Genomic DNA, 22,330 nt, shown 5'->3' with positions numbered 1-22,330 from the left:
GTGCCGGTGACGCTGAGATTCGGGCCGATTCCGACCGAAGACAATGGAGGTGTCGCGTGAGATCACTACGCGTAATGGATATCGTCAGTGGCTTTGTGATTGCCGGAATCGGCCTCGCCTTTCTCTTAAGTTCCTTAAGCATCACGGATTTGCTGGGGGAACGCCTCCCGCCGTGGCTGCTGCCAATGACTCTCAGTGGCATCACCGTGGTCGCGGGGCTCTTGCTCTCGCTTAAGTCATGGCGCTCCACCCCGGCGGTGGACATCAAGGTGGAGTGGCCGGACCGCTCGAGCTTTCTGTTCCTGCTGGTTTTCGTTGCGGTCACTGTGCTCTACCTGATGCTCATCGGCGTGATCGGCATGCCTCTGGCCACGGGGTGCTACGTCACGGCCACTGTCTGGCAACTCAACAAGCGTATCGTCCAGGCCCTTATTGTCGCCGCGATCACGGCCATAATCGTCCACTATGTCTTCAGCATAGGGCTGGAAATGAACTTCCCGTCCGGCGTGTTCGGTAAATAGGAGGCCTGGCATGTTCTCTTGGGATCTCTTGATGCAGGGGTTCGGATCGGCCATATCGCCGATGAACATCCTGTGGGCCCTGGTGGGAAGCACGCTGGGCACGCTGGTGGGGGTGCTCCCCGGCATCGGCCCGTCCTCCGCCATAGCAATCCTTTTGCCCCTGACCACGTTTCTAGCTCCCACCCCGGCCATCATCATGATGGCCGCCATATACTACGGCGCCATGTACGGCGGCTCCACCACGGCCATCGTGGTGAACATCCCTGGGGAGGCCTCCTCGGTGCCCACGGCCCTGGACGGCTATGAAATGGCCAAGCAGGGCCGTGCCGGTCCGGCCCTGGCAATATCCGCCATATCCTCCTGGGTTGCCGGGACGCTTGGCATAGTGGGGCTGACATTGTTCGCCCCCATCCTGGCCGGTTTCGCCCTGGCCTTCGGCCCTCCGGAGTACTTCGCCCTGATGTTCATGGGGTTGTCGCTCATCATAAGCCTCTCGGGCAAAGCGCTTTTCAAGGGCATCATCGGCGCGACGTTCGGCCTGCTCATAAGCCTCATCGGCCAGAACCCCCTTACCGGGGCGGCCCGCCTGACCTTCGGCTCGGACGACCTGCTGGCCGGGGTGAACTTCATAAGCGTCATCATCGGTCTGTTCGCTCTGGGCGAAGTGTTCACCAACGTGGAGCAGAAGGTCAGCCTGGTGTATAAATCCACCAAACTCGACTGGATGCCCAAATGGGCCGACATATGGCTGTGCCGCTGGACAATGCTCCGCTCCACGATCATTGGTTTCTTTATGGGACTATTGCCTGGCTGCGCCCCGGCCGTGACCACCTTCGTGGCCTACGACGTGGAAAAACGCCTCTCCAAGACGCCGGAGATCTTCGGCAAAGGCTCCATCCAGGGTGTGGCCGCCCCCGAAGGCGCCAACAACGCAACTTCCAGCGCGGGTTTCGTTCCCCTGTTCGCCTTTGGCCTGCCCACCGGCCCCGCCCTGGCCGTGCTGCTCGGCGGATTCATGATGTACGGCCTGCAGCCTGGCCCCATGCTCTTTCAGAACAACGGGGAATTCGTCTGGGCGGTCATTGCCAGCATGTACATAGGCAACGTCATCTGTCTTATTCTCAATCTGCCCCTGATTCCCCTCTGGGCACGCATCGCCTACATCCCCTTTCCGGTGCTCGGACCGCTGATCGTCCTCTTCTCGGTGATCGGCGCCTACAGCATCCGCTTCATGATGTTCGATGTCTGGGTTGCTCTGCTGTTCGGCGTGGTGGGCTATCTGATGCGAAAGCTCAAGTTCCCGGTGGCGTCTCTGGTCCTGGCCACGGTTCTGGCCGCAATGCTGGAGACGTCCCTGTCGCAGTCCCTGATGCTTTCCAGGGGATCACTCGCCATCTTCTTCACCCGCCCCATCGCCCTGGGCTTCATGCTCCTGGCGTTCGCCTCAATCGCACGGGGATTGTGGATCCAGTTCAAGAGCGGGGCACCGGAGGCATTGGCCGACGCCGACGACTAACCCGTCGCAATCCATACACATAAACATCGTCGCAGTGACGATTTGACCATTGCGGGATTCCGGCTATAGGAATCACTTGTCACTCTAAATAATCTTTTGAAGGCCAGTATGCCCATCACCCTGCCAACCCTCGATTTTGACTTCTTCTCCGCATTCATGAGCATCATTTTCGTGGACATTGTCTTGTCCGGAGACAATGCCGTGCTTATCGCCATGGCGGTCCGTAACCTTCCCCCCCGGAAGAGGAAAATCGGCATTGCTTTCGGAGCCGGAATGGCCGTTCTTCTTCGGGTGGTGCTGACTTTTTTCGCGGCCCAGCTCATGGGGATTCATTACGTCAAACTGATCGGAGGCATTCTCATAGCTTGGATCGGTATAAAACTTTTCATCGAGGGAAATCCGGATGAGACTTCCAGCAAGGAATGCTCCACTCTCACACAAGCCGTCGGCACGATCATGGTGGCCGACTTGGCCATGTCCCTGGACAATGTCCTGGCCGTGGCCGGGGCTTCCAAAGGAGACTATTTCCTGCTTCTTTTCGGCCTGGGGCTCAGCATTCCCATCGTGATGTTCGCATCGAACATGGTTTCCAAGTTCATGGACCGTTATCCGGTTGTCATCTACTTGGGCGCGGCTGTTTTGGGAAAAGTCGCAGCGGAAATGATCCTCACCGATCCGTTTGTGGTGGAATCGATTCAACCCAGCCATGCCTGGGTCTACGCGGCGGAGGCCATGGCAGCGGTGGGTGTTGTTCTGGTGGGCAAAGCCTGGCTCAGAGTCATGGCTTTGCGACCCGCCCGAATAGAGGATGACACCGACCGCAGATAGAGAAGAACTTCCCATGTGAAAAAAGCCCGGCCTCGGCCGGGTTTTTTGCGTCTGGTCCAATAAAGAGAACACCTTTGGGAGGCCCAGACTCAAAGGGAACTTGCGCGGAGTTAGCCATGAGTAGTCGGACCATATTTTTTGGAAGGCTGCGCCAGCCTGGTCCCAACACGCTGAAATGTGCCGCTTCGGATGAGGTTCACACGCAATAAGCCCTGCCCCGGGTCGCAAACACAATTGCCGCCTAAAGATAATTGGCATAAACAACACCGGAATGTTCCTGGCGCAGGCACACGACCGGAAGGGCAAGCCTGACCCCGGACAGGTTCCGGAAAGACAGCGTAACGCGAGCCGCCCCTGGTAGCGGGCCGGCTGTCGGCACTTTTGGACAACTCACTTACCACGAGGAGGGTCGTTCATGTTCAAACGCCTTGTCACCCTTACCCTGCTGGCCCTGGCCTTGTGCGCCGCCACGGCCTTCGCCGCGAGCGAATGCAAAAACCGCGGCGCGCTCGACGCCTCCTACTGCGACGACGACAAGAACCTGGTGGCCGACGCGCCGGCAGCGGGCAAATGCCAGAACCCCGGCACACTGGTCTTCACCTACACCCCGGTGGAAGACCCTGCTGTCTACAAGGACCTCTTCACCGATTTCCAGGAATATCTCTCCAAGGCCACCGGCAAGAAAGTGGTGTACTACAGCGTCCAGTCCAACGCTGCCGAGGTCGAGGCCATGCGCTCCGGCAGGCTGCACATCGCTGGCTTCTCCACCGGGCCCACCTGTTTCGCGGTGAATCTGTCCGGGTACGTGCCCATCGCCGTGAAGGGCTACGAGGACAAATTCCAGGGGTACAACCTCATCGTGGTGGTCAAAAAGGACAGCCCGTACCAGAAGCTTGAGGACTTGAAGGGCAAGAAACTGGCCCACACCTCCGTTTCCTCCAACTCGGGCAACCTGGCCCCCCGGGCCCTGTTCCCCAAACTTGGCCTCACACCGGACAAGGACTACACCGTGGTCTATTCCGGCAAGCACGACCAGTCGGTGCTGGGCGTGGCCCACGGCGACTACGACGCCGCCGCGGTCGCCTCGGACGTGTACGACCGCATGGTCAAGGCCGGGCGGGTGGAAAAGGACTCCCTGCGGGTGATCTACCGCAGCGCCATGTTCCCCACATCTTCCTTCGGCTACTGGAGCCAGCTCTGCCCGGATCTGGCCAAGAAGATTCAGGACGCCTTCAACTCCTACCGCTTCAACGACGCCATGAAAAAGGCCTTCGACGGAGCCGACCGGTTCTATCCGGTCACCTACCAGAAGGACTGGCAGATCATCCGGGACATCAACGACGCCCTGGGCATTGCCTACACCGAGGAAGGCTTCCGCAAGGAAGAGGAAAAAGAAGCCGCAGCCAAGCAGAAAAAGCCTTAAACGATGGGTACAATGCATCACAACGGGAACGGGGCCACCCCCCGTTCCCTCTCTGTGGAAAACCTGGAAAAGTCCTACAAGCGCGGTCTTCCCGTGCTCAAGGGCATTTCGTTTAGCGTCGAGGGAGCGGTGTCGCTTGGCATCATCGGCCCGTCCGGGTCGGGCAAGAGCACCCTGCTGCGCTGCATCAACCGCCTCATCGAGCCGAGCGGGGGCAGGATTCTGGCCGGAGGCCAGGATATAGCCGGACTTGCCGGGAAGGACCTGCGCCATGCCCGGCGCCTGATCGGCATGGTGTTCCAGGAATACAACCTGGTGGAGCGCCTGACGGTCATCGAGAACGTGCTGTGCGGCAGGCTCGGGTACGTCCCCCCCTGGCGGGCCTGGCTCCGCAAATACCCTCAGGAAGACATCGACCGGGCCTTCGCGCTCATGGACCGGGTAGGCCTGGGTGAATTCTACAACCAGCGCGCCGACAGCCTGTCCGGCGGCCAGCGCCAACGGGTGGGAATAGCCCGCGCCGTCATGCAGGACCCGGACATCATCATGGCAGACGAGCCCACAAGCTCGCTCGACCCCAAGACCTCCGTGGAGATCATGGAGCTGTTGACCCAGTTCTCAAAGGAGCGTTCCACGCCGCTCATAATAAACATCCACGACGTGGAACTGGCCAAGCGTTTCTGCGACCGCATCATCGGCATTTCCCAGGGCGTGATCGTTTTCGACGGCCCCCCCAAGGACCTGAGCGTGGCTCACCTGAAGGCAATCTATGGCGGCGAGGACTGGCTGGCATGAACGCCGCGATGGTTCGAGAGCCCTTCAAACCCCACTGGTGGGGGCGCATGGGGTGGCTGCTGCTGGTGGCGTACTGCGTCTACGCCCTGTCCGACCTGAACATCACCTGGGCCAGATTCACGGCCGGACTCGGCGCGGGGGCGAAGTTCGTGTCCGAGATGTTCCCGCCAAGCACCAAACGTCTTGAGCTTTTAACGCAGAACCTCGTGGAGACGGTGGAGATCGCGGTCATCTCCTCGGCCTTCGGCATCGCGCTGTCGCTGCCGCTCGGCCTGCTTTCCGCCCGCAATCTCATGCCCGCCTGGCTCTCTTGGCCCGCGCGAGCCATCATCGCCATAAGCCGATCCTTCCATCCGGTCATCTTCGCCATCCTCTTCGTCAAGGCCGTGGGCTTCGGCCCCCTGGCTGGCATCCTGACCCTGGTGTTCGCCTCCATAGGCTTCGTGGGCAAGCTTTTCGCCGAGGCCATCGAGGAAATTTCATTAAAGCCCGTGGAGGCCATGACCGCGGCCGGAGCGCCCTTCGCCAGCGTGCTGACCTTCGCTGTACTGCCCCAGGTGTTCAACCGGTTCATCGGCTTCTCCACCTACCAGTTCGACTCGAACCTTCGAAATTCCACCATGATCGGCGTGGTCGGCGCCGGGGGCATCGGCGGCACCCTCTTCGCCGCGTTCCAGCGCTTCGACTACGATTTCTTGTGCACCATCCTTATTTCCATAATCGCCCTGATCATGCTGGGTGAATCCTTGGCCATCAAGATAAAGGCCGTTTTCAATGACTGAGCACAGAACCTGGACCCGATTCACCAGGGCGCAGCGCCTGGCGCGTTTTGCTGTTTATCTGGGAGCCGTGGCCCTTCTCGCGGTTTCCATGGACACGGTGGAAGTCATTCCGGACTTTCTGTACGACGCCCCCAAACAGGTGACAGACCTGCTGCGTCGCATGTGGCCGGTGGACTTCGGGGCCTACCACAAGCAGGGCATACACGAAGCCCTCATCGAGACCTTGAACATCTCCACCCTGGGAACAATCCTCTCGCTGCTCATGGCCGTGCCGCTCGGGGTCATGGCGGCCCCCAACATCGTGCCGGTGGGCTTTCTCAACTGGATCGCCCGGTTCGTACTGGTCTCCTCGCGCACGGTGAACACCCTGGTGTGGGCCATCCTGTTCGTGGCCGTGTTCGGGCCCGGCGCGCTGGCCGGAACGGCAGCCATCGCTTTTCGCTCCATCGGGTTCTGCGGCAAGCTCCTGGGCGAGGCGTTAGAAGAGATAAAGCCCGGCCCCATCGAGGCGTTGAAAGCTGCAGGAGCCCCCTGGACCAGCATTCTCATCAAGGGCTACTGGCCGCAGGTGGCACCGGCTTTCTGGGGTCTGGCCCTGTTCCGCTGGGACATCAACGTGCGCGAATCCGCGGTCATCGGGCTGGTGGGAGCGGGCGGCATCGGAGTGTCTCTTGAAAACGCGCTCAACCTGTTCCGCTGGACCCAGGTGTCCCTGGTGCTGCTGTGCATCTTCGCCGTGGTGGTGCTGGCCGAAGTGTTCGTAACCCATATCCGCCAGAAGCTCATTTGAAGCCCATGCGTCCACTTGAACAGATGCCCCCAGACGTCCGGCGCGCCGTGCGGTTCGTGCTGACCGACATCGACGACACCCTGACCAGCGAAGGCAGGCTGCCTGCCGTGTCCTATCAGGCCTTGGAGACCCTGCACGCAAGCGGCATGACCGTGGTTCCCATCACGGGACGCCCGGCCGGATGGTGCGACCTCATAGCCCGCATGTGGCCGGTGGACGGTGTTGTGGGAGAGAACGGGGCGTTCTATTTCCGCTACGACGTCACTTCCCGGCGTATGATTCGCCGCTACTTCAAGGACGAGCGGCAGAGGCGATACGACACCGCACTCCTTCAAGAACTGGAAGAGAAGATACTCGCGGCCGTGCCAGGCGCGGCTGTCTCAGCGGACCAGGCGTACCGGGAGGCCGACCTGGCCATCGACTTCTGCGAGGACGTGCCGCAGCTGCCCCACGCGGACATCCTGCGCATCCAAAAGATATTCGAGCAGGCCGGAGCCAGGGCCAAGATCAGCTCCATCCACGTCAACGGCTGGTTCGGCGACTACGACAAGCTGACCATGACCCGCGCCTTCTTCAGCGAGATACTGAACCTGGACCTGGACGCCGTACGCGAGACCGTGGTCTTTGCCGGGGATTCGCCCAACGACTCGCCCATGTTCGGCTACTTCCCCAATTCCGTGGGTGTGGCCAACGTGCAGGATTTCGCCTCGGACCTCGAATGCCCGCCGGCGTGGATCACCCGCGCCCGGGGCGGCGACGGATTCGCCGAACTCGCACGTACGCTTCTCGACCGCTGATTTTTTCCTCGCAACCACCCGCTCAAACGGCATTCGTCACTACGGGCCGTTTTCACGCCTGTTCGCGAAGACGCATGGCGGTTTCTGCTGGTCCGTGCTCGGTAAGCAGGGCATCCAGGCGTTCGAATCCGAACCGCGACCCCAGATAGACAAAGACGTAGTGAGGATTAAGCTCCAACTCAGAGGCCATGAGATCGGATAGAGCGCGACAACGGGCCTGGGCCCGGCCGCTCATTGGCCAGTCAGAATCGGCCAGAAAGCCAAGGACGTGTTCGGGGCGCACGTCTTCCGCTGCCATCACCATGCCTGATCCGGAAATCCCGAGGTAATGGTTGACCACGGCCAGGGGGCGCACCCCGGACGCAAGGCTCACATCGTCAAGGCCGTGCATGGCCGCGACAGCCAGGAGAAGCTCCCGGTCCACGCTTCGCGCCGCAAGCTCCCGAAGAACCCAGGAATGATGATCCTCCTGCTTGCCTATGAAGGGGTCCTCGGACTTCTCCAACTGATAGTGATCGTTGAAGCGATAGACGAAGCGCTTCATGGCGTCGTGCAGAAGAATCGCCGCGTACAAAAGCCCCGGCCTGCCGGGCAGCCCTCGGGATTGATGGGTCGCAATCAGAGCGCGGGCATTCTCCAGGTCCTGCAGCACGTGCAGGGCCAGCCCCCCCACGTGGGCGTGGTGGGCTCCCGATCCCGGACAAACCTCGAAGGGCAGAGGTGAAAACTTAGGGTGAGCGTACGGGGTGAGCGGAGACTCGAGTACCAGGAACTCCTCGACCAGACTGCGCCAGTTGGGCTCGTCAACTTGGGGGATGAATTCCGCCCGGATGCGCTCAAGAGCCGGGGCGCCCTGGAACCTGGCCAGCTTCTCCAGGGGTTCCAGGACAAAAGGCTCCCCTCTCACTTGATTCCCGCCCGCATGAAGGACTGCACGAACTGGCGCTGGAAGAGGAGAAACCCCAGCAGCAAGGGGCCGGAGGTCATGAGCGTGGCCGCGGTGATGATGGCCCAGTCCACTCCCTGTTCCGTGGAGGAGAATACCTGAAGCCCCACGGTCAAGGGCCTGGAGTTCACGGTGTTGGTGACGATGAGCGGCCAGAGGAAGTTGTTCCAGTGGTAGCTGATGGAGACCAGGGCGTAGGCCAGATAAACCGAACGGCCCAAGGGAACGTACACATGCCAGAGAATCTGGAGCACTCCGGCCCCCTCAACGGCCGCGGCATCGTCTAGTTCCTTGGGCACGGACTTGAACGTCTGGCGCAACAGGAAGATGCCGAAGGCCGAGGCCATGTAGGGAAGGCCGATGGACAGGGTGGAGTCCAGAATGCCTATCTTTCCCATGGTCTGGTAGTTTTCCACGATGAGCACGTCCGGCATGATCATGAGCTGCATGAGCACCAGGGCGAACATGACGCCTTTCAAACGGAAGTCGTACTTGGCGAATGCGTAGGCCGCCAAAGTGCACAGCACCAGCTGCACCACCAGGATCATGGTCACCAGAAGCACGGTGTTGACGAAATACTTGGCAAAGGGAGCCGCGGCCCAGGCCTTGACGAAGTTCTCCAGAGAGAGCGGTGCGAAAAGCTTGAAGTTGGTGGAATACTCGGGAGAGTGGAAGGCGGTCCAGATGGCGTACAGCAGGGGCAGCGACCACAAAAGCGCCAGGGTCCATGCAGCGGTGACGTCCAGGATGCGGGCCTGGCCGCGGTCATACGGATTGACGGCGTTCATCTGTAGTGGACCCTCTTTTCCAGAACCCCGAACTGGAGAACGGAGGCCAGCCCCAGAAAGAGCAGGAGCACCAGGGTAAGAGTTGCCCCGTAGCCCGTATCCCAGAATTTGAAACTCACCTCGTAGATGTAATAGAGGAGCAGTGAGCTGGCGTTGTTGGGTCCCCCCTGGGTCAGCACGAAGAGGTGGTCCACCATTCGAAAGGCGTTGATGGTGGCATTGACCAGCACGAACAAGGTGGTCGGCATGAGCAGCGGGATGACCACCCGGCGGTAGTAGTAAAACCGCGACGCTCCCTCCAGCATGGCCGCCTCGCCCAGGGAAGGCGGTATCTGCTGCAGGGCAGCCAGATAGAAAATCATGAAAAAGCCCGCGTCTTTCCAAACGGCCACGGCGATGACGCAGTAGAGGGCCGTTTTCTCGCTGCCCAGCCAGTTGACCCCAGAAAACCCTAGGAACCGTCGAACCTGCTCCAAGAGCCCGTATTCCGGGGTGTAGAAAAAGAGCCAGATGTTGGCCACGGCGATCATGGGCAGCACCGTGGGCACGAAGTAGCTGAGCCTCAGCCACGCCTGACCAGGCAGACCGGCATTGACCAGAAAAGCCATCACCATGGCCAGGGATATCGAAAGTGGGATGGTGCAGGATGCGAAGATCAGGTTATTCTTGAGCACCTTCCAGAATATCTTGTCCTCCAGGAGAAAACGGTAGTTTTCCAGGCCAACGAATTCCGAGGCGGCCCCTCCCTTCCCGGCCAGGAAGAAACTGGAGATGAAGGTGTTGATGGCCGGATAGTGGGTGAAGGCCATGATCATGGCCACTGCTGGCAAAAGCAGCAGCCAGGCATGGATCTGGTTGGACACGGCCGGTTTTATAACCACTCTTCCTCCATCCTGCGGGCGAGAGGCTCGTCCCGATGGTCATCTGTCTGTAAACACCGGTCCAGAGGCGGTCAAACCGCCCCTGGACCGGCCTGTGTTTGTCTGTCTATCGCTTGTAGCGCCTCAGAATGCGTTCAGCCTCGGCCTGGGCCTCGTTCAGGGCGTCGGCCGGGGACTTGGAGCCGTTGACCGCAGCCTGGATGGCGTCGTCCAGGGCCTTGGTCACGCGCTGGTTCTCATGGGTGGACAGCTCGGCCACGGCGTACTGGAGCTGGTCGCGGGCAACGGCCGCCGGGGGGAAGCCCTGCACGTATTCCTTCATCCGCGTGGTCTCCCAGGCATCCGGGCGCACGGCCACATACCCGGTGTCGATGCACCACTGGGCGGCCCGCTCGGCGGTGGTCATCCATTTGACGAATTCCACGGCCGCCTTGCGTTCCGCCGGGGTGGTCTTCTTGAAGATGTAGAAGTTGCCGCCGCCGGTGGGCGAACCCGGGCGCTTGTTGGCCGGGAGCATGGCCACGCCGAAATCGAACTTGGCGTTGGTGCGCACGTTGGTCAGATTGCCGGTGGTGGTCCACATCATGGCAGTCTTGCGCTCGAAAAAGTCCTTGGGCGTTGTGGCCCAGTCGATGGTTCCCTTGGGGGACACCTGGTGCTTCTGGGACAGGTCCACCAGGAACTGGAGGGCTTCCACGCTGGCGGGCTTGTTGAAATAGACCTCGGTCCCTTCAGGATTCATGAGTTCGATGCCGTTCTCGATGGCCAGGGCCTGGAACAGCCAGTAGGCGTAGCCGGTGGTGGGGATGGCCACGCCCCACTGGGACACCGCGCCGGAAGCGTCCTTCTTGGTGAGCTTCTTGGCGAAATCGACCATCTCGGTCCATGTCTTGGGCGGGGTGTTGGGGTCGAGCCCGGCCTCCTTGAAGGCCTCCTTGTTCCAGTACATCACGATGGTGGAGCGCTGGAACGGAATGCCCCAGGTCTTGCCGCCGGTCTGGCTGTTCTTCATGAACCCGGGGAAGTAGTCCTTCACGAATCCCATTTCCGGGGCGGGAACGATCTCATCGTAGGGAACCACGGCCCCTTCGTCGATCAGGGTGTACATATCCGTGGAGAGGAGCACCGCCACGTGCGGGGGCTCGCCGCCCTTGAGCGCGGTGAGAGCCTTGGTCAGGGTTTCGCGGTAAATGCCAGCATACACCGGAGTGATCTTGATGTCCGGATGCTCTTTCATGAAGGCTTCGGTCATGCCTTCAACTGTCTTGGTGATGGGCCCGCCGACAGCCACGGGGAAATAGAACGTGAGCGACACCTTCTCGGCCAAGGCCACGCCGGTAAAGAGACATACGAAGGCAAGGGCCAGAACCAGGCGTTTTAGATGGAACGTGCTTTGGATCATGCCGGCACCTCAGGGGTTGAAGGTTGGGTACGCTCTTTGGCTGACACTCCAGCCGAAACAGTATCACTCGTCCAGCTTCGCTCTGGAAGCGAAAATCACGCTGCGCTTACGCTTAAGCCGGTGGCGCGGTCAAAAAAATGCGCTTTTGATGGCGGAAAACCAAGGCGCACGTTCGCCCCGGGACTGAATTCGCAAAGGCCGTCCACGGAAACGGACACAAGTTCCTCACCAACCCGGCAGGCCACCACGGAGCTTACTCCCAGGTACTCCACGGACTCGACAACCGCAGGCCAGTTACCCTCCGGCCCAATGCGCAAGTGTTCAGGGCGAACGCCCAGCATGCACTCGCCAGAGGGGGCCCCGGGCGCCTTGGCTTCTGGGCAGCCCATCACCGTGGCGCTTTGCGCTCCCGGGGCCAGGCGCACCAAGTTCATTGGAGGCGTTCCGATAAAGCCGGCCGCGAAGAGGTTGGCCGGGCGCGAGTAGAGTTCAGCCGGGGTTCCGTTCTGTACGATGCGGCCTCCCTGCATGAGGATGATGCGGTCGGCCATGCTCATGGCTTCGGTCTGGTCGTGGGTGACGTAGACCATGGTGATTCCGAGCGAGAGTTGCAAAGACCGTATCTCCCGGCGCATTTCCTGGCGCAGCTTGGCGTCCAGGTTGGAAAGCGGTTCGTCCATCAGGCACACCGAGGCTTCAGCCACCAGGGCTCTCCCAAGGGCTACGCGCTGCTGCTGTCCGCCGGACAGGGCCGAGGGCTTGCGGTCCAACAACTCCCCCAGGCCGAGGATGTCCGCGGCACGGCTGAGCCTGCGTGCCTGTTCGTCTTTATTTACTTTGCGCACCTTCAGGCCAAAGAGGATGTTCTCGCGCACGTTCAAGTGGGGGAACAAGGCGTAGGACTGAAAAACCATGGCCAAGTGGCGCTCTGAGGGCGGCAGATCGGTCACGTCCCGGTCCGAAATGGATATCCTTCCTGAGGTGACCGTCTCCAGCCCGGCAATCAGGCGCAGGGTCGTGGACTTGCCGCAGCCAGAGGGTCCAAGCAGCACCATCAGGCTGCCTTCCGGAACGTGGAAGCTCACATCGTCAACAGCCACGACCGGTCCCCAATGACGCGTGACACCTTCGAGTCGAATATCCGACAAGGCGACCTCCTCAAATCTCATTCACGACGATACTACCGTAGTGTTACATAATCGCGGCCAACATGCATACTGTTCAATATCCCACCCGGAAGCTTTCCATTTCCAGGCGCTCACACGCTCCGATAGAACACTCTCACGCTTAAGAAGGAAGAGCTCCCTCTGGGCTTCATTTTCCCGAGAGGCTCATCCGACAAACCTGCAACAAGAAGATCCACGCGAACAGACAGGAGGGACAAAGGCAACGACGAGTATACTTGGCTGGCTGGACATAGAACACGCCCTTGCTTTTCTTCTGCGTCGGTTTGACGTTGATTGACCACCCAAGGCGCATCAAGTGTAATTCAAAAATAACAATTGTTTAATACAAAAGTGTCGAACCTTCGTCAATCCTTATCCCCTTACCAGAGGCCGCACAGTATCCCGCCGCAGCCTGGCTCTGTCTCGAAGAAGTGAGTATTGCTGGATCTTTTGCCAAGGCATCCCACGGTTCGTGCACAAGAGCACCCGGGATGAACACACTTGCCAACTATCTTCCCTGGTAGGGCTTTTCCTGGCACGCGGCCGTCCCGTGGATGTTTTTCTGATCGCATGGGAGCGATTTCCACAGGTAATACGCATAGAGCTCGGGCCGCTCGATGCACTTCACCGTGGCTATCCTCTTGCCCGAGCCATCCTCCACCAGGACTCCGGCCCCGCTCATGGAGCTCGAAAAGACGCGGTAGGTGTAATTGCCATTCACAAAACGCACATTCACCTGGTAGTCGCCGCCAGCTTCCGCATGGGAGAAGTAGAGAGATGCCCGCCCCTTGTCCGGTTCCTTGGGGTAGACAAGTTCAGGCGCACCGTTGACAGGGCCGAACCGGTAGGTGATCCCGCTCCATTTTTCCACATCGCTTTTGTCCTGCTCGCCGCAGATTTGGATATACTTGCCAGAGGCGGTCTGGCAGGAAAATAACACCTGGCATGGCTCGGGCACTGACTTGCCGATCTCCATGGGCGCGTCCGCCTGGCTCATGCTTTCAGGGTCCGTACCCAGCACGCCCGCCCCGTTGTCGCCAAAGCCGAACAGTTTCCCTTTGTCCGTAAGGGCAAAGCTATGCTTGCCCCCCGCCGCTATGGCCACGACGCTGGACAGCGTCCCGCAACGAACGGGTTTGGGATGATTCTCGGGCTTTATGTCTTTCGCAGAGAAGTTAAAGCTTTGGTTTCCCAGTTCCCCGTAATGGTTGTCGCCCCAGGCCCAGACCGTTCCGTCTCCCTTCAAGGCCAGGACATGCATGTATCCGGCAGCGATGGCCTTCACACCGGCGAGCCCGCTCACCTTGCCCGGCCTGCTCACGCTCCGTCTGGTTCCGTCGCCCAGTTGCCCGGCCTCGCCGTAGCCTATGGTCCAGACGGTGCCGTCCTTTTTGAGCGCCACTGTCAACTGATAGCCCGCGGCTATTGCCGCAACCTCGGAAAGATCAGGCACCCGTATGGGGTCACCGGCGCATCCGTAACAGCCGTTCCCCAGGTCCCCGGCCCCGTGGTACATGCCCCATACCCACACGGTGCCGTCCTTTTTCAACGCCACGCTGTGGGCCTCCGCCCGTGCCACGGCAACTACCCCTTCCAGGCCCTCCACCTGTTTGGGAAGCGACCCCTTGGAATCGTCGCCCCATTCCCAGACCGTGCCATCCGAGGTCAGGGCCAGGGTTGATCGATGAGCGGAGGCCACGGCCAGCACGTTGTTCAAGCCCGGAACCAGGAGAGGGTCAAAACTTCCTTTCACCTCCCCGTTGCCCAGTTGCCCATACTCGTTCTGGCCAAAGGCCATCACCCTGCCGTCGCCAAGGACCGCAAACGTGGAATTGGCCCCGCAGGCCACGTCCCTGACCCCGGAGAGCCCAGGGACCCGCATGGGCGAGTTGGAATCATCGCCGTTTCTCCCCAGCTGGCCGTAGCGATTCGAGCCCCAGGTCCACACTGTGCCGTCCGGCTTGAGCCAGGCACCGTGGCCTTCGCCCGTGGCCAGTTTGGCCGCAGTTGCCTGCCCAAGAGCTGGCGAACAGATGACCAACGTCAGCAAGGCCAGTTCGAGAATGGCCAGCAACAGTCGGTTGACGCGCAGAACTGCAAGAGAAATAAACGCCATCTCGCCAACTCCTTTATCTGCTGCCGTTGCCGGGCAAGCAAAAGACGCCATCCCGATGGCCTGGTTACTTGATCAGGTTGTATTCGGTCTCGTCCGGCTCAAGGGCAACTTTCACGGCGGATTGCGCCTTTTTCCAGTCGCCCGCACCCTGGCATGCTCCGGTATTCACGAAGCTCTCCCGGAAAAACACCGGAGGAGCACCAGCCTTGACTGAAAGCCTCCAGGCCTGGGCTTTGCCGTCTTTCTGGCCGGTTCCGCAGGTGTCGAGATAGGTTTGCGTGCGCCCAAACGGGGTCACCCCGCCCCCATTCATCCCGATGATAGCCATGGACTTCCATGTTTGGCCCATGTTGGTCCCGCCTGAGGCCAGAACCAACTCCGACAAACCATCGCCGTTCAAGTCCGGCATGGTCCCGATGGCGTTGTCCCACCCCCCAGCATAGAGAACATGAGCCACCACCCGTTCGTTCTCGATGACGGCTATGCCGTTTAACGCCATGGCGTGGCCGGTCTCGCAATACCTGTACAAGAGCGCCCGCTGGCTGGAACCCGCCCGGGTGAAGGAACCCTTGGCAACATCCAGGGCGCGGGGGTCCTCCACCATGCAACTCGCAAACTCGTCCTGACCCTGCCAGTATTTCCTGGCCGCGGGCAGAACCTCGCTCTTGAAGAGAACCGACTCCGAAGCCGAAAGTACGGAGGGCTTGAGCTGCAACCGCCCATCGAAGACCGGCCTGATGTCCTGAGCTCCAACGCCGCTGGCTTCACAAAGAGCACCCAGGACAAAGAGGAAAACGAACACGTGCTTCACGAATCGATTGCTCCGTACCCACTGCATATCTGCCTGCCCCAAGCAAACCTGCAAGCCTTTGCTTAAGCGCATGGAAAATAAAAAAGCCCCTGAATGAATTTAATTCAAGGGCTTACACAATCTGTCGAACTTTGGGTCCTGCTATCGTATCCTAATCCCCCAAATCCAGGTACGTCTCGTTGGATTTCAGGAACTTCTGAATAGCCTTGTACATCTCGTTGGCCTTTTTCGAGGCCTCGACCGCGACCTTGGGATCGCTCACCCTGGTGTTCACCGTATAAAAGGAGAGAGCCGGCTGGGAGAACTGCACGGCGATGGTCAGGGAAATCGGACCGTTCGCCTCCTTGATCATCGCCGCGACCTTGGCCTCGTCAGCATCGGCGATAGGATTGAGCAGGCTCACCATGGCATGCTGGTTGGCGTTCACCGTATTCTTGCCGTAGCGGATCCATTTGCCCTGCGCGTCTGCGGCCAGAACTTCAGTCACGAAGATGCAGACCGCAAAAAGCAGCGCCACGCTGCATAGCCTGGAAAACTTGTTCATTTTGTACCCCGTCAGGTTAGTACGCACTTTTTCCATTGCATATAAGGAACTTGCGAAAGCACCATACCAAGCATCGGCCTATTGCGGCAACCCCGAGATGGCCTGGGCTATTTCCTGTGCGAGCCGTCCCACAAGGCGGCTTTGGGCCGCCACCAGCGGGCCGTAATCCATCCCGGAGCATGCTTCCCGAAGCATTGTGCTCTTCCAGACAAGCACCTTCCCATCCTTGTCGATCACGGACCAGTCGGCGCGCAGAACCGCCTCGCGCCCGAGCTTGCCGTCGAATTCCCGGACCTGGACGGCTATCTGGCGGTCGGGGCGAACACCGCCTGGCCAGGGGAAGCCCACCAGGGGTTTGGCGCACACATGGCTTACAAGGGCGTCCATGAGCGCGGAGGTGAAGTTTGCCTGAACGGGTTCGATCCATTGGTCGAACTCCGACAGATTCATTCTGTTCGCATCTCCGCGGGTCACTATCTGCGTACGGTCCAGATAGGCCGGGAAATCAACAGGCCCAACGCCAAGGGCGATGCATGGGGTTTTCGGGTCCTTGGTTGCCTGCTCGGCCAGGGAATCCGAGGCCAGGGAATAGAAGCGAACCGGGGCGCTCTTGCCGCAAGCGGACAGCATGGGCAGCGCCAACGCCATGCACACGGTCAAAAGCTTAGCGAACGGTTTTGTCTGGAACATTGGTTATCTCCTGTTGCTTCCCTTGCCCTGAATAAGCGCTTCGGGGTGGCGTTCAAGATAGTCTGCCAGGGCCCTGATCGACTTGGCCGCCTGGGCGATCTCCGCCATGGCCCTGTTCAACTCCGTGACCGAAGCCGACTCCGGATTGACGACCTTCTGGAACTTGGCCAGGGCAGACCTGCCTTCCGCCAAAGTGGCATCAAGCATTTCCAAGGATTTGCGGGCATTCCCCGAGAGCTTCTCGGTGCGCTGGTCGAGGTTCCCGGCCAGATCACTATAGTTCTGCACAGCCTGGTCGAGACTCTTCGCCAGGGTGTCCATCCTGGTTCTCATGTCGGCCATGAGCTGGTTGGCGTTGGTCAGGGCCGAGTCGATCTTACCCGGAATCTGGGCGGATTGCGGCGAGTTCACCAGGTTCTCGATGCCGCCCACCGCCCCGATAAGGCGAGAGACCAGCTCCTTTAAGGGCAGGGTCTTCAACGTCTGGGTGAACTCCTCGAATTCCGAAGGAATCGTGGGTATTTCAGGTAGATTTTCGCCCCCATGGAGCTTTACGGGCGTGTCAGGCCGCAGATCAAGGGCGATGGCCAACTGTCCGGTGACGAAGCTCTGGGTCACGAGTTGCGCGCGAAGCCCATGATCGGACAGGGTTTTTATGAGTTCTTCCGGGCTTTTATTGGTTGCGCTCAGGAGCGTTTGCTCTTTGTTGTTTTTTGCGATGCCGCCAAGTTTCAGCTTGCCGCCGGTTATCTCAACCACCACCGGGATGGAGAACTTCAATTTCTCCGGGTTGGCTTCGATGCGTATGTCCTTGACCGCGCCTATGGGAACTCCCCTAAAGAGCACCGGCGAGCCCAGGTCCAGGCCCGTGACCGCCCCGTCGAAGAACATGATGCACTGGTATTGTTTCGTGAAAAACATGCCGGAGCCGAAAGCGGCCAACGCGGCCACCATCAATGCCGCTGCGCCCAGCACGAAAAGGCCGATCATGGTTTTGTTCGATGCAGTGCTCACGGCCAAAGCTCCTCTTATTCTTGCCTACTCCTGGCCCCGGGTCAAAAAATGCCGCAGGGCCGGATCGTCGGAATTCTCCAACAGGTGTTTGGGATCGCCGGTGGCGGTCATGGTTCGCCTGTCCACATCCAGAAAGACGGAATTGTTGCCGATGGCGAAAATGCTGGCCAGCTCGTGGGTAACCACCACGAAGGTGGCCTTGAGGCTGTCGCGCAGTTCCAGAATCAGATCGTCCAGCAGGCGCGCGCTCACCGGGTCCAGACCGGCCGAGGGTTCGTCGAAGAACAGTATGTCCGGGTCCAGGGCCATGGCCCTGGCCAGTCCGGCCCGCTTGCACATGCCGCCACTTATCTGGGACGGATAGTAGTCTTCGAATCCGGCCAGTCCCACCAGGGCGAGCTTGAACCTGGCCATGTCGCGTATCTCGTTATGAGACAGACATGTGTACTCCTTCAGCGGCAGGGAGATGTTCTCCGCCAGGGTCATGGAACTAAAAAGCGCCCCGCTCTGGAACAGAAGCCCTGTGCCGCGAATGAGATCGAGCCGGGTTTTCTCGTCACTGTCCCACAGGCTCTTGTCTTTGTAGAACACCTTGCCAGCGGCGGGCTGTTTGAGCCCGACCAGCACCCGCAGCAAGGTACTTTTGCCGCAGCCGCTGCCACCCATGATGATGAAGATGTCCCCCTGGTCGATGGTGAAGGTGAGATCGCGCATGAGCACGAAATCGCCATAGGCCATGGTCAAGCCGTTTACGGTTATGCGCGGTTTAGGGGAATCGACAAGCAAATCCGTCACAGTTCCTCACACGCCCAGGATGTTGCACAGCCAGGTGATGATGGCCGTGGCGATGACGATGCTCAGGATGCCGGTCACCACGGCCGAGGTGGTGGCCTGGCCCACGGCCATGGCACTTCGCCCGCAGCGCATGCCCCGGTAACACCCGGCCAGGGCGATAAGCACCCCGAACACTAGGCTGTGCACCAGCCCGATGAACACATTGACCAGAGGTATCGAATTGAACGTCTGCGTCAGGTATTGAAGCGGGTTTATGCCAAGCATGCCCACGCCCACGATGAGTCCGCCCAGGCAGCCCATGAGGTCGGCGTAAATGCACAAAAGCGGCATCATGAGCACCAGGGCCAGCATGCGCGGCAAAACCAAAAACTCAGTGGGCGAGAACCCGAAGGTTCGCAGGGCGTCGATCTCCTCGTTGACCTGCATGGTGCCGATCTCCGCCGCAAAGGCGGCCCCGGTGCGCCCGGCCATGATGATGCCGGTCATGATCGCGCCCATGACCCGGATCATGGAAATGCCCACTATGGTGGAGACGTATATTTGCGCCCCGAACTGGAGCAGCTGGATGGAGGCCACAAAGGCCAGAATGAGCCCGACCAGGAGGCTAATAAGAGAAACAATGGGCAGGGCTTCCACGCCCACCTGATGCATGAGCCCGACGAATCCGGACGCCTGGAACACCGCCTTGCCACGAACCAGTTTCAGGCAGGCGAGGGTGACATCCCCGATGAACTCCACAATGTCCGGCAGGCCCCGCCAGGCTTCGATGCACCAATTGCCCACGTGCGCAAGCAGAGGTTCGCTTCTCTTGCCTGCCGCAGCGCCTTTGCGCTCCGGAACCTTTTCCGCAAGATCAAGCAGTCCCTTGGCTCCTTCGGGCAGGCCGGCAAGGTCCACGGCAACGCCGGTCTCGCGGGCCACGGCCAGAAGCGACCTGCAGAAGACCAAAAACCTGCTGTCCCAATGCGTGAGCCCGGACGAGTCGAAGCAAAGGCTCGTTGGCCGAGGAGGGCCCGCCAGAGTCCGGAGCGCCTCTTTGGCATCCGGCACCGCCGAGCACATGCCCCAGGCCCCCGCGAACGCAACGAGCAGCGTACCCTTTGTCAGGGAAACCTGGCAGGTGGCTTTCGGGTCGGCCTGAGAAATCATACTGGAGCCAGCCATCCTTGGATATCCGGATCAAAATGTTTGCGGACAATTCTTGGGCAAGACCCTCTACCACTAGGGCTTCGCACCGAATTGCTCAACCCGTCTCTTTTCCACTGACCATTCATTTGGGGAACTACATGCCGAAAATGACGACCGGCAAACAAAAGTAGCTGGCAAGGATTGAAGGTATTTGGATGTGAAGTCAATTCCCTCTCATTGTCAGCGCGGGGGCAGTGAGCTTATGACACCGCGCAAGGCAATTCGTTCACCAGCCAGGAGAGGGAAGCATGTTCGCGAGATTTCTGTTCACACTCGTGTTGACGGCAGCGGTCTTATCACCTTTCGAGGACGGCTTCGCGAAAACCGTTTCCAGAACGGCCGCTTCGCAGCAAGGATATGCCGGCTCCCAAAGCTGCAAGCAGTGCCACGAGAAGTTCTACTCGCTGTGGTCCACCTCCCGCCACGGCCTGGCCATGCAACCCTACACCGCCGCGTTCGCCAAGACCCAGCTTACCCCCCAGCAGGACAGCATACGGATCGGCCAGTTGAAGTACCAGGCCGACCTTGCCAAGGGGGTGGTCTCGGAAACAGGGCCAAAGGGGACGAAGCTCTACACAATCGAACACGTCCTGGGCGGCAAGAACGTCTACTACTTCCTGACGCCTTTCCCCAAAGGCCGGTTCCAAACCCTGCCGTTAGCCTATGACGTGAACAAGAAAGCCTGGTTCGACACCGCCGCCAGCGGCGTGCGCCACTTTCCCGGGGCAAACGGCGAACAGGCGATAAGCTGGCAGGACCAAGCCTATACGTTCAATACCTCCTGCTACAGCTGCCACGTCAGTCAGCTTTCGACGAATTACGACCCCAAGACAGACACCTACAGGACCACCTGGAAAGAGGCGGGCATAAACTGCGAAACCTGCCACGGGCCATCGGCCGAGCACAACCGGGTCATGTTGGCGGCGCCCAAGGGCCAGCCGCCCAAAGACATGAAAATAATAAGCGTGAAGCAATTCACCCCGGAGCAGCACAACGCCACCTGTTCAGGCTGCCACGCCAAGATGTCCCCGCTCACGGCCGAGTACAAGCCTGGGGAGCGATTCTTCGACCACTACGACCTGGTCGCCCTGGAGGACCCGGACTTCTACCCCGACGGCCGCGACCTGGGGGAGAACTACACCTACACGTCCTGGCTCATGAGCCCGTGCGCCAAGGCCGGGCAGATCAACTGCGTCACCTGCCACACCTCCAGCGGCCGCTACCGCTTCAAAGACCCGGACAAGGCCAACAACGCCTGCCTGCCCTGCCACGAGGACCGCGTAAAAAACGCCTCGGACCACACCCGCCACAAGGAAGGCAGCCCGGCCAGCAAATGCATTTCCTGCCATATGCCGACCACCTCTTTCGCCAGGATGAACCGCACCGACCACTCCATGCTGCCGCCTACCCCCCAGGCGACCCTGGCTTACAATTCCCCCAACGCCTGCACCCTCTGCCACACGGACAAGGACGCCGCCTGGGCGGACAAACAGGTACGCGAATGGCGGCCACGGGACTACCAGGCGCCGCTTATGGAACGGGCGGCGCTCATCGACGGGGCGCGTAAGCGGGACTGGAAGCAGTTGACGGCCATGCTCGAGTACATTGCCAGAAAAGACCGCGATGAAGTGTTCGCCGCCTCGCTTGTCAGGCTGGTGCCCTCTTCCGGGGACGCACGCGTTCCTTCAACCCTCTACAAGGCCATGAAGGACCCGTCGCCGCTGGTGCGTTCCGCGGCTGCCACCGCCCTGCAGCACGTGCCCACGCCTGAGGCCTTGCAGGCCCTGGTGGCGGCAACCGGCGACGAATACAGGCTGGTGCGCGTACGCGCCGCCGCATCCCTGGCCGGGTATCCTGACGTCAAGTTAAGCGAGAAAGAAAAGCTGAGCGTTGACAGCGCCAACACGGAGTATCTCGCCTCGCTCTCCACACGCCAGGACCAATGGTCCTCCCACTACAACATGGGCAACTATCACCTTGGCCGCAAGGAGTTTGCACAGGCTGTGGCTTCCTACGACACGGCCCTGGCGCGTGAGCCCCGGGCGGTGCTGGCCATGGTGAACCAGTCCATGGCCTTCGCCCGCCTGGGCGATGCGAAAAAGGCCGAAGACTCGCTCGCCAAGGCGCTGACAACGGCCCCTGACAACGCGGCGGCCAACTTCAACATGGGGCTTTTGAGGGCTGAGCGAAACGACACCCAAGGGGCCGAGCTTTTTCTCAAGAAGGCTTTCGCGGCCGATCCCCAAATGGCCCAGGCGGCATACAACCTGGGCGTGCTAATGGCCAGTGACCGTCTAGGCGAAGCCCTCCCCTATTCCCGCAAGGCCGCCGAACTGCGTCCGGACATGCCCAAATACGCCTATACCTACGCCTTCTTCCTGGACCGCTCCGGAGACCTAAGCGGCGCGGCGCAGGTTTTGCGCCAAGTGGTGGAGCGTTACCCGGGGTATAAGGACGCGGCAGATCTGCTCGGCAAGGTCCAGATGAAAATCCCTTCAAGGTAGATTGTCCCGCTGAAGGCGGCCGCGGTTGTTGAT

21 protein-coding genes are annotated in these 22,330 nt (G+C 60.3%); 9 read left to right on the top strand and 12 right to left on the bottom strand.

What is annotated here, in order from left to right; genetic code table 11:
- Positions 1-56 precede the first annotated feature (56 nt).
- The 8 genes from HY795_00745 to HY795_00710 all read left to right on the top strand — a co-directional run bounded on the left by HY795_00745 (position 57) and on the right by HY795_00710 (position 7,452).
- Positions 57-521 carry a tripartite tricarboxylate transporter TctB family protein gene (locus HY795_00745; protein MBI4803744.1) on the top strand — a complete coding sequence of 155 codons (465 nt, stop codon included), beginning with the start codon at positions 57-59 and terminating at the stop codon, positions 519-521.
- Positions 522-531: 10 nt separating this feature from the next.
- Positions 532-2,037 carry a tripartite tricarboxylate transporter permease gene (locus HY795_00740; protein ID MBI4803743.1) on the top strand — a complete coding sequence of 502 codons (1,506 nt, stop codon included), beginning with the start codon at positions 532-534 and terminating at the stop codon, positions 2,035-2,037.
- Between the two features lie 108 nt (positions 2,038-2,145).
- Positions 2,146-2,865, top strand: a complete 720-nt coding sequence (locus tag HY795_00735) for a TerC family protein (GenBank protein MBI4803742.1) — start codon at positions 2,146-2,148, stop codon at positions 2,863-2,865.
- 415 nt (positions 2,866-3,280) lie between these two features.
- Positions 3,281-4,288, top strand: coding sequence for a phosphate/phosphite/phosphonate ABC transporter substrate-binding protein (gene phnD / locus HY795_00730; GenBank protein MBI4803741.1), 1,008 nt, complete (start codon positions 3,281-3,283; stop codon positions 4,286-4,288).
- 3 nt (positions 4,289-4,291) lie between these two features.
- Positions 4,292-5,083, top strand: a complete 792-nt coding sequence (gene phnC / locus HY795_00725) for a phosphonate ABC transporter ATP-binding protein (protein MBI4803740.1) — start codon at positions 4,292-4,294, stop codon at positions 5,081-5,083.
- On the top strand, positions 5,080-5,865 hold the full coding sequence (gene phnE / locus HY795_00720; protein MBI4803739.1) for a phosphonate ABC transporter, permease protein PhnE: 786 nt from the start codon (positions 5,080-5,082) through the stop codon (positions 5,863-5,865). The genes phnC and phnE (HY795_00720) overlap by 4 nt, the downstream gene beginning before the upstream one ends.
- A complete protein-coding gene (phnE, locus tag HY795_00715; GenBank protein ID MBI4803738.1) occupies positions 5,858-6,655 on the top strand; it encodes a phosphonate ABC transporter, permease protein PhnE in 798 nt (265 codons plus the stop codon). The genes phnE (HY795_00720) and phnE (HY795_00715) overlap by 8 nt, the downstream gene beginning before the upstream one ends.
- A gap of 5 nt (positions 6,656-6,660) precedes the next feature.
- A complete protein-coding gene (locus tag HY795_00710) occupies positions 6,661-7,452 on the top strand; it encodes an HAD-IIB family hydrolase (GenBank protein ID MBI4803737.1) in 792 nt (263 codons plus the stop codon).
- Positions 7,453-7,504: 52 nt separating this feature from the next.
- On the opposite strand, the gene HY795_00705 is transcribed toward HY795_00710, so the two are convergent.
- From HY795_00705 to HY795_00650, 12 genes are all read right to left on the bottom strand, one after another.
- Positions 7,505-8,359: a hypothetical protein gene (locus tag HY795_00705; GenBank protein MBI4803736.1), complete on the bottom strand. Its 855-nt coding sequence runs from the start codon at positions 8,357-8,359 to the stop codon at positions 7,505-7,507.
- Positions 8,356-9,186, bottom strand: a complete 831-nt coding sequence (locus tag HY795_00700) for a carbohydrate ABC transporter permease (GenBank protein MBI4803735.1) — start codon at positions 9,184-9,186, stop codon at positions 8,356-8,358. The genes HY795_00705 and HY795_00700 overlap by 4 nt, the downstream gene beginning before the upstream one ends.
- On the bottom strand, positions 9,183-10,001 hold the full coding sequence (locus HY795_00695) for a sugar ABC transporter permease (protein ID MBI4803734.1): 819 nt from the start codon (positions 9,999-10,001) through the stop codon (positions 9,183-9,185). The genes HY795_00700 and HY795_00695 overlap by 4 nt, the downstream gene beginning before the upstream one ends.
- A gap of 172 nt (positions 10,002-10,173) precedes the next feature.
- Positions 10,174-11,469, bottom strand: a complete 1,296-nt coding sequence (locus tag HY795_00690; GenBank protein ID MBI4803733.1) for an ABC transporter substrate-binding protein — start codon at positions 11,467-11,469, stop codon at positions 10,174-10,176.
- 95 nt (positions 11,470-11,564) lie between these two features.
- Positions 11,565-12,617, bottom strand: a complete 1,053-nt coding sequence (locus tag HY795_00685) for an ABC transporter ATP-binding protein (protein MBI4803732.1) — start codon at positions 12,615-12,617, stop codon at positions 11,565-11,567.
- A 526-nt stretch (positions 12,618-13,143) separates the two neighbouring features.
- A complete protein-coding gene (locus HY795_00680; protein ID MBI4803731.1) occupies positions 13,144-14,751 on the bottom strand; it encodes a hypothetical protein in 1,608 nt (535 codons plus the stop codon).
- 64 nt (positions 14,752-14,815) lie between these two features.
- The gene (locus HY795_00675) at positions 14,816-15,589 is read right to left on the bottom strand and encodes a hypothetical protein (GenBank protein ID MBI4803730.1); all 774 of its coding nucleotides are present in this window, start codon (positions 15,587-15,589) and stop codon (positions 14,816-14,818) included.
- A gap of 124 nt (positions 15,590-15,713) precedes the next feature.
- Positions 15,714-16,106 carry a hypothetical protein gene (locus HY795_00670; GenBank protein ID MBI4803729.1) on the bottom strand — a complete coding sequence of 131 codons (393 nt, stop codon included), beginning with the start codon at positions 16,104-16,106 and terminating at the stop codon, positions 15,714-15,716.
- 78 nt (positions 16,107-16,184) lie between these two features.
- On the bottom strand, positions 16,185-16,796 hold the full coding sequence (locus HY795_00665) for a membrane integrity-associated transporter subunit PqiC (protein MBI4803728.1): 612 nt from the start codon (positions 16,794-16,796) through the stop codon (positions 16,185-16,187).
- 3 nt (positions 16,797-16,799) lie between these two features.
- Positions 16,800-17,810 (bottom strand): MCE family protein, encoded by a 1,011-nt coding sequence (locus tag HY795_00660; protein ID MBI4803727.1) that lies wholly within the window; start codon positions 17,808-17,810, stop codon positions 16,800-16,802.
- Positions 17,811-17,834: 24 nt separating this feature from the next.
- Entirely contained in the window at positions 17,835-18,548 is a 714-nt protein-coding gene (locus tag HY795_00655) for an ATP-binding cassette domain-containing protein (protein MBI4803726.1), read from the bottom strand.
- A 63-nt stretch (positions 18,549-18,611) separates the two neighbouring features.
- Positions 18,612-19,754 (bottom strand): ABC transporter permease, encoded by a 1,143-nt coding sequence (locus HY795_00650; protein ID MBI4803725.1) that lies wholly within the window; start codon positions 19,752-19,754, stop codon positions 18,612-18,614.
- 287 nt (positions 19,755-20,041) lie between these two features.
- Between HY795_00650 and HY795_00645 the strand changes: the two genes are divergently transcribed.
- Complete coding sequence (locus HY795_00645) at positions 20,042-22,297, top strand: tetratricopeptide repeat protein (protein MBI4803724.1); 2,256 nt, start codon at positions 20,042-20,044, stop codon at positions 22,295-22,297.
- The last annotated feature ends 33 nt before the right edge of the window (positions 22,298-22,330 follow it).

Origin of the sequence: Desulfovibrio sp. (assembly GCA_016208105.1) — a bacterium.
In the GTDB taxonomy this organism is placed as follows: Bacteria; Desulfobacterota; Desulfovibrionia; order Desulfovibrionales; family Desulfovibrionaceae; genus Fundidesulfovibrio.
This window is presented reverse-complemented; position numbering and strand designations above follow the sequence as displayed.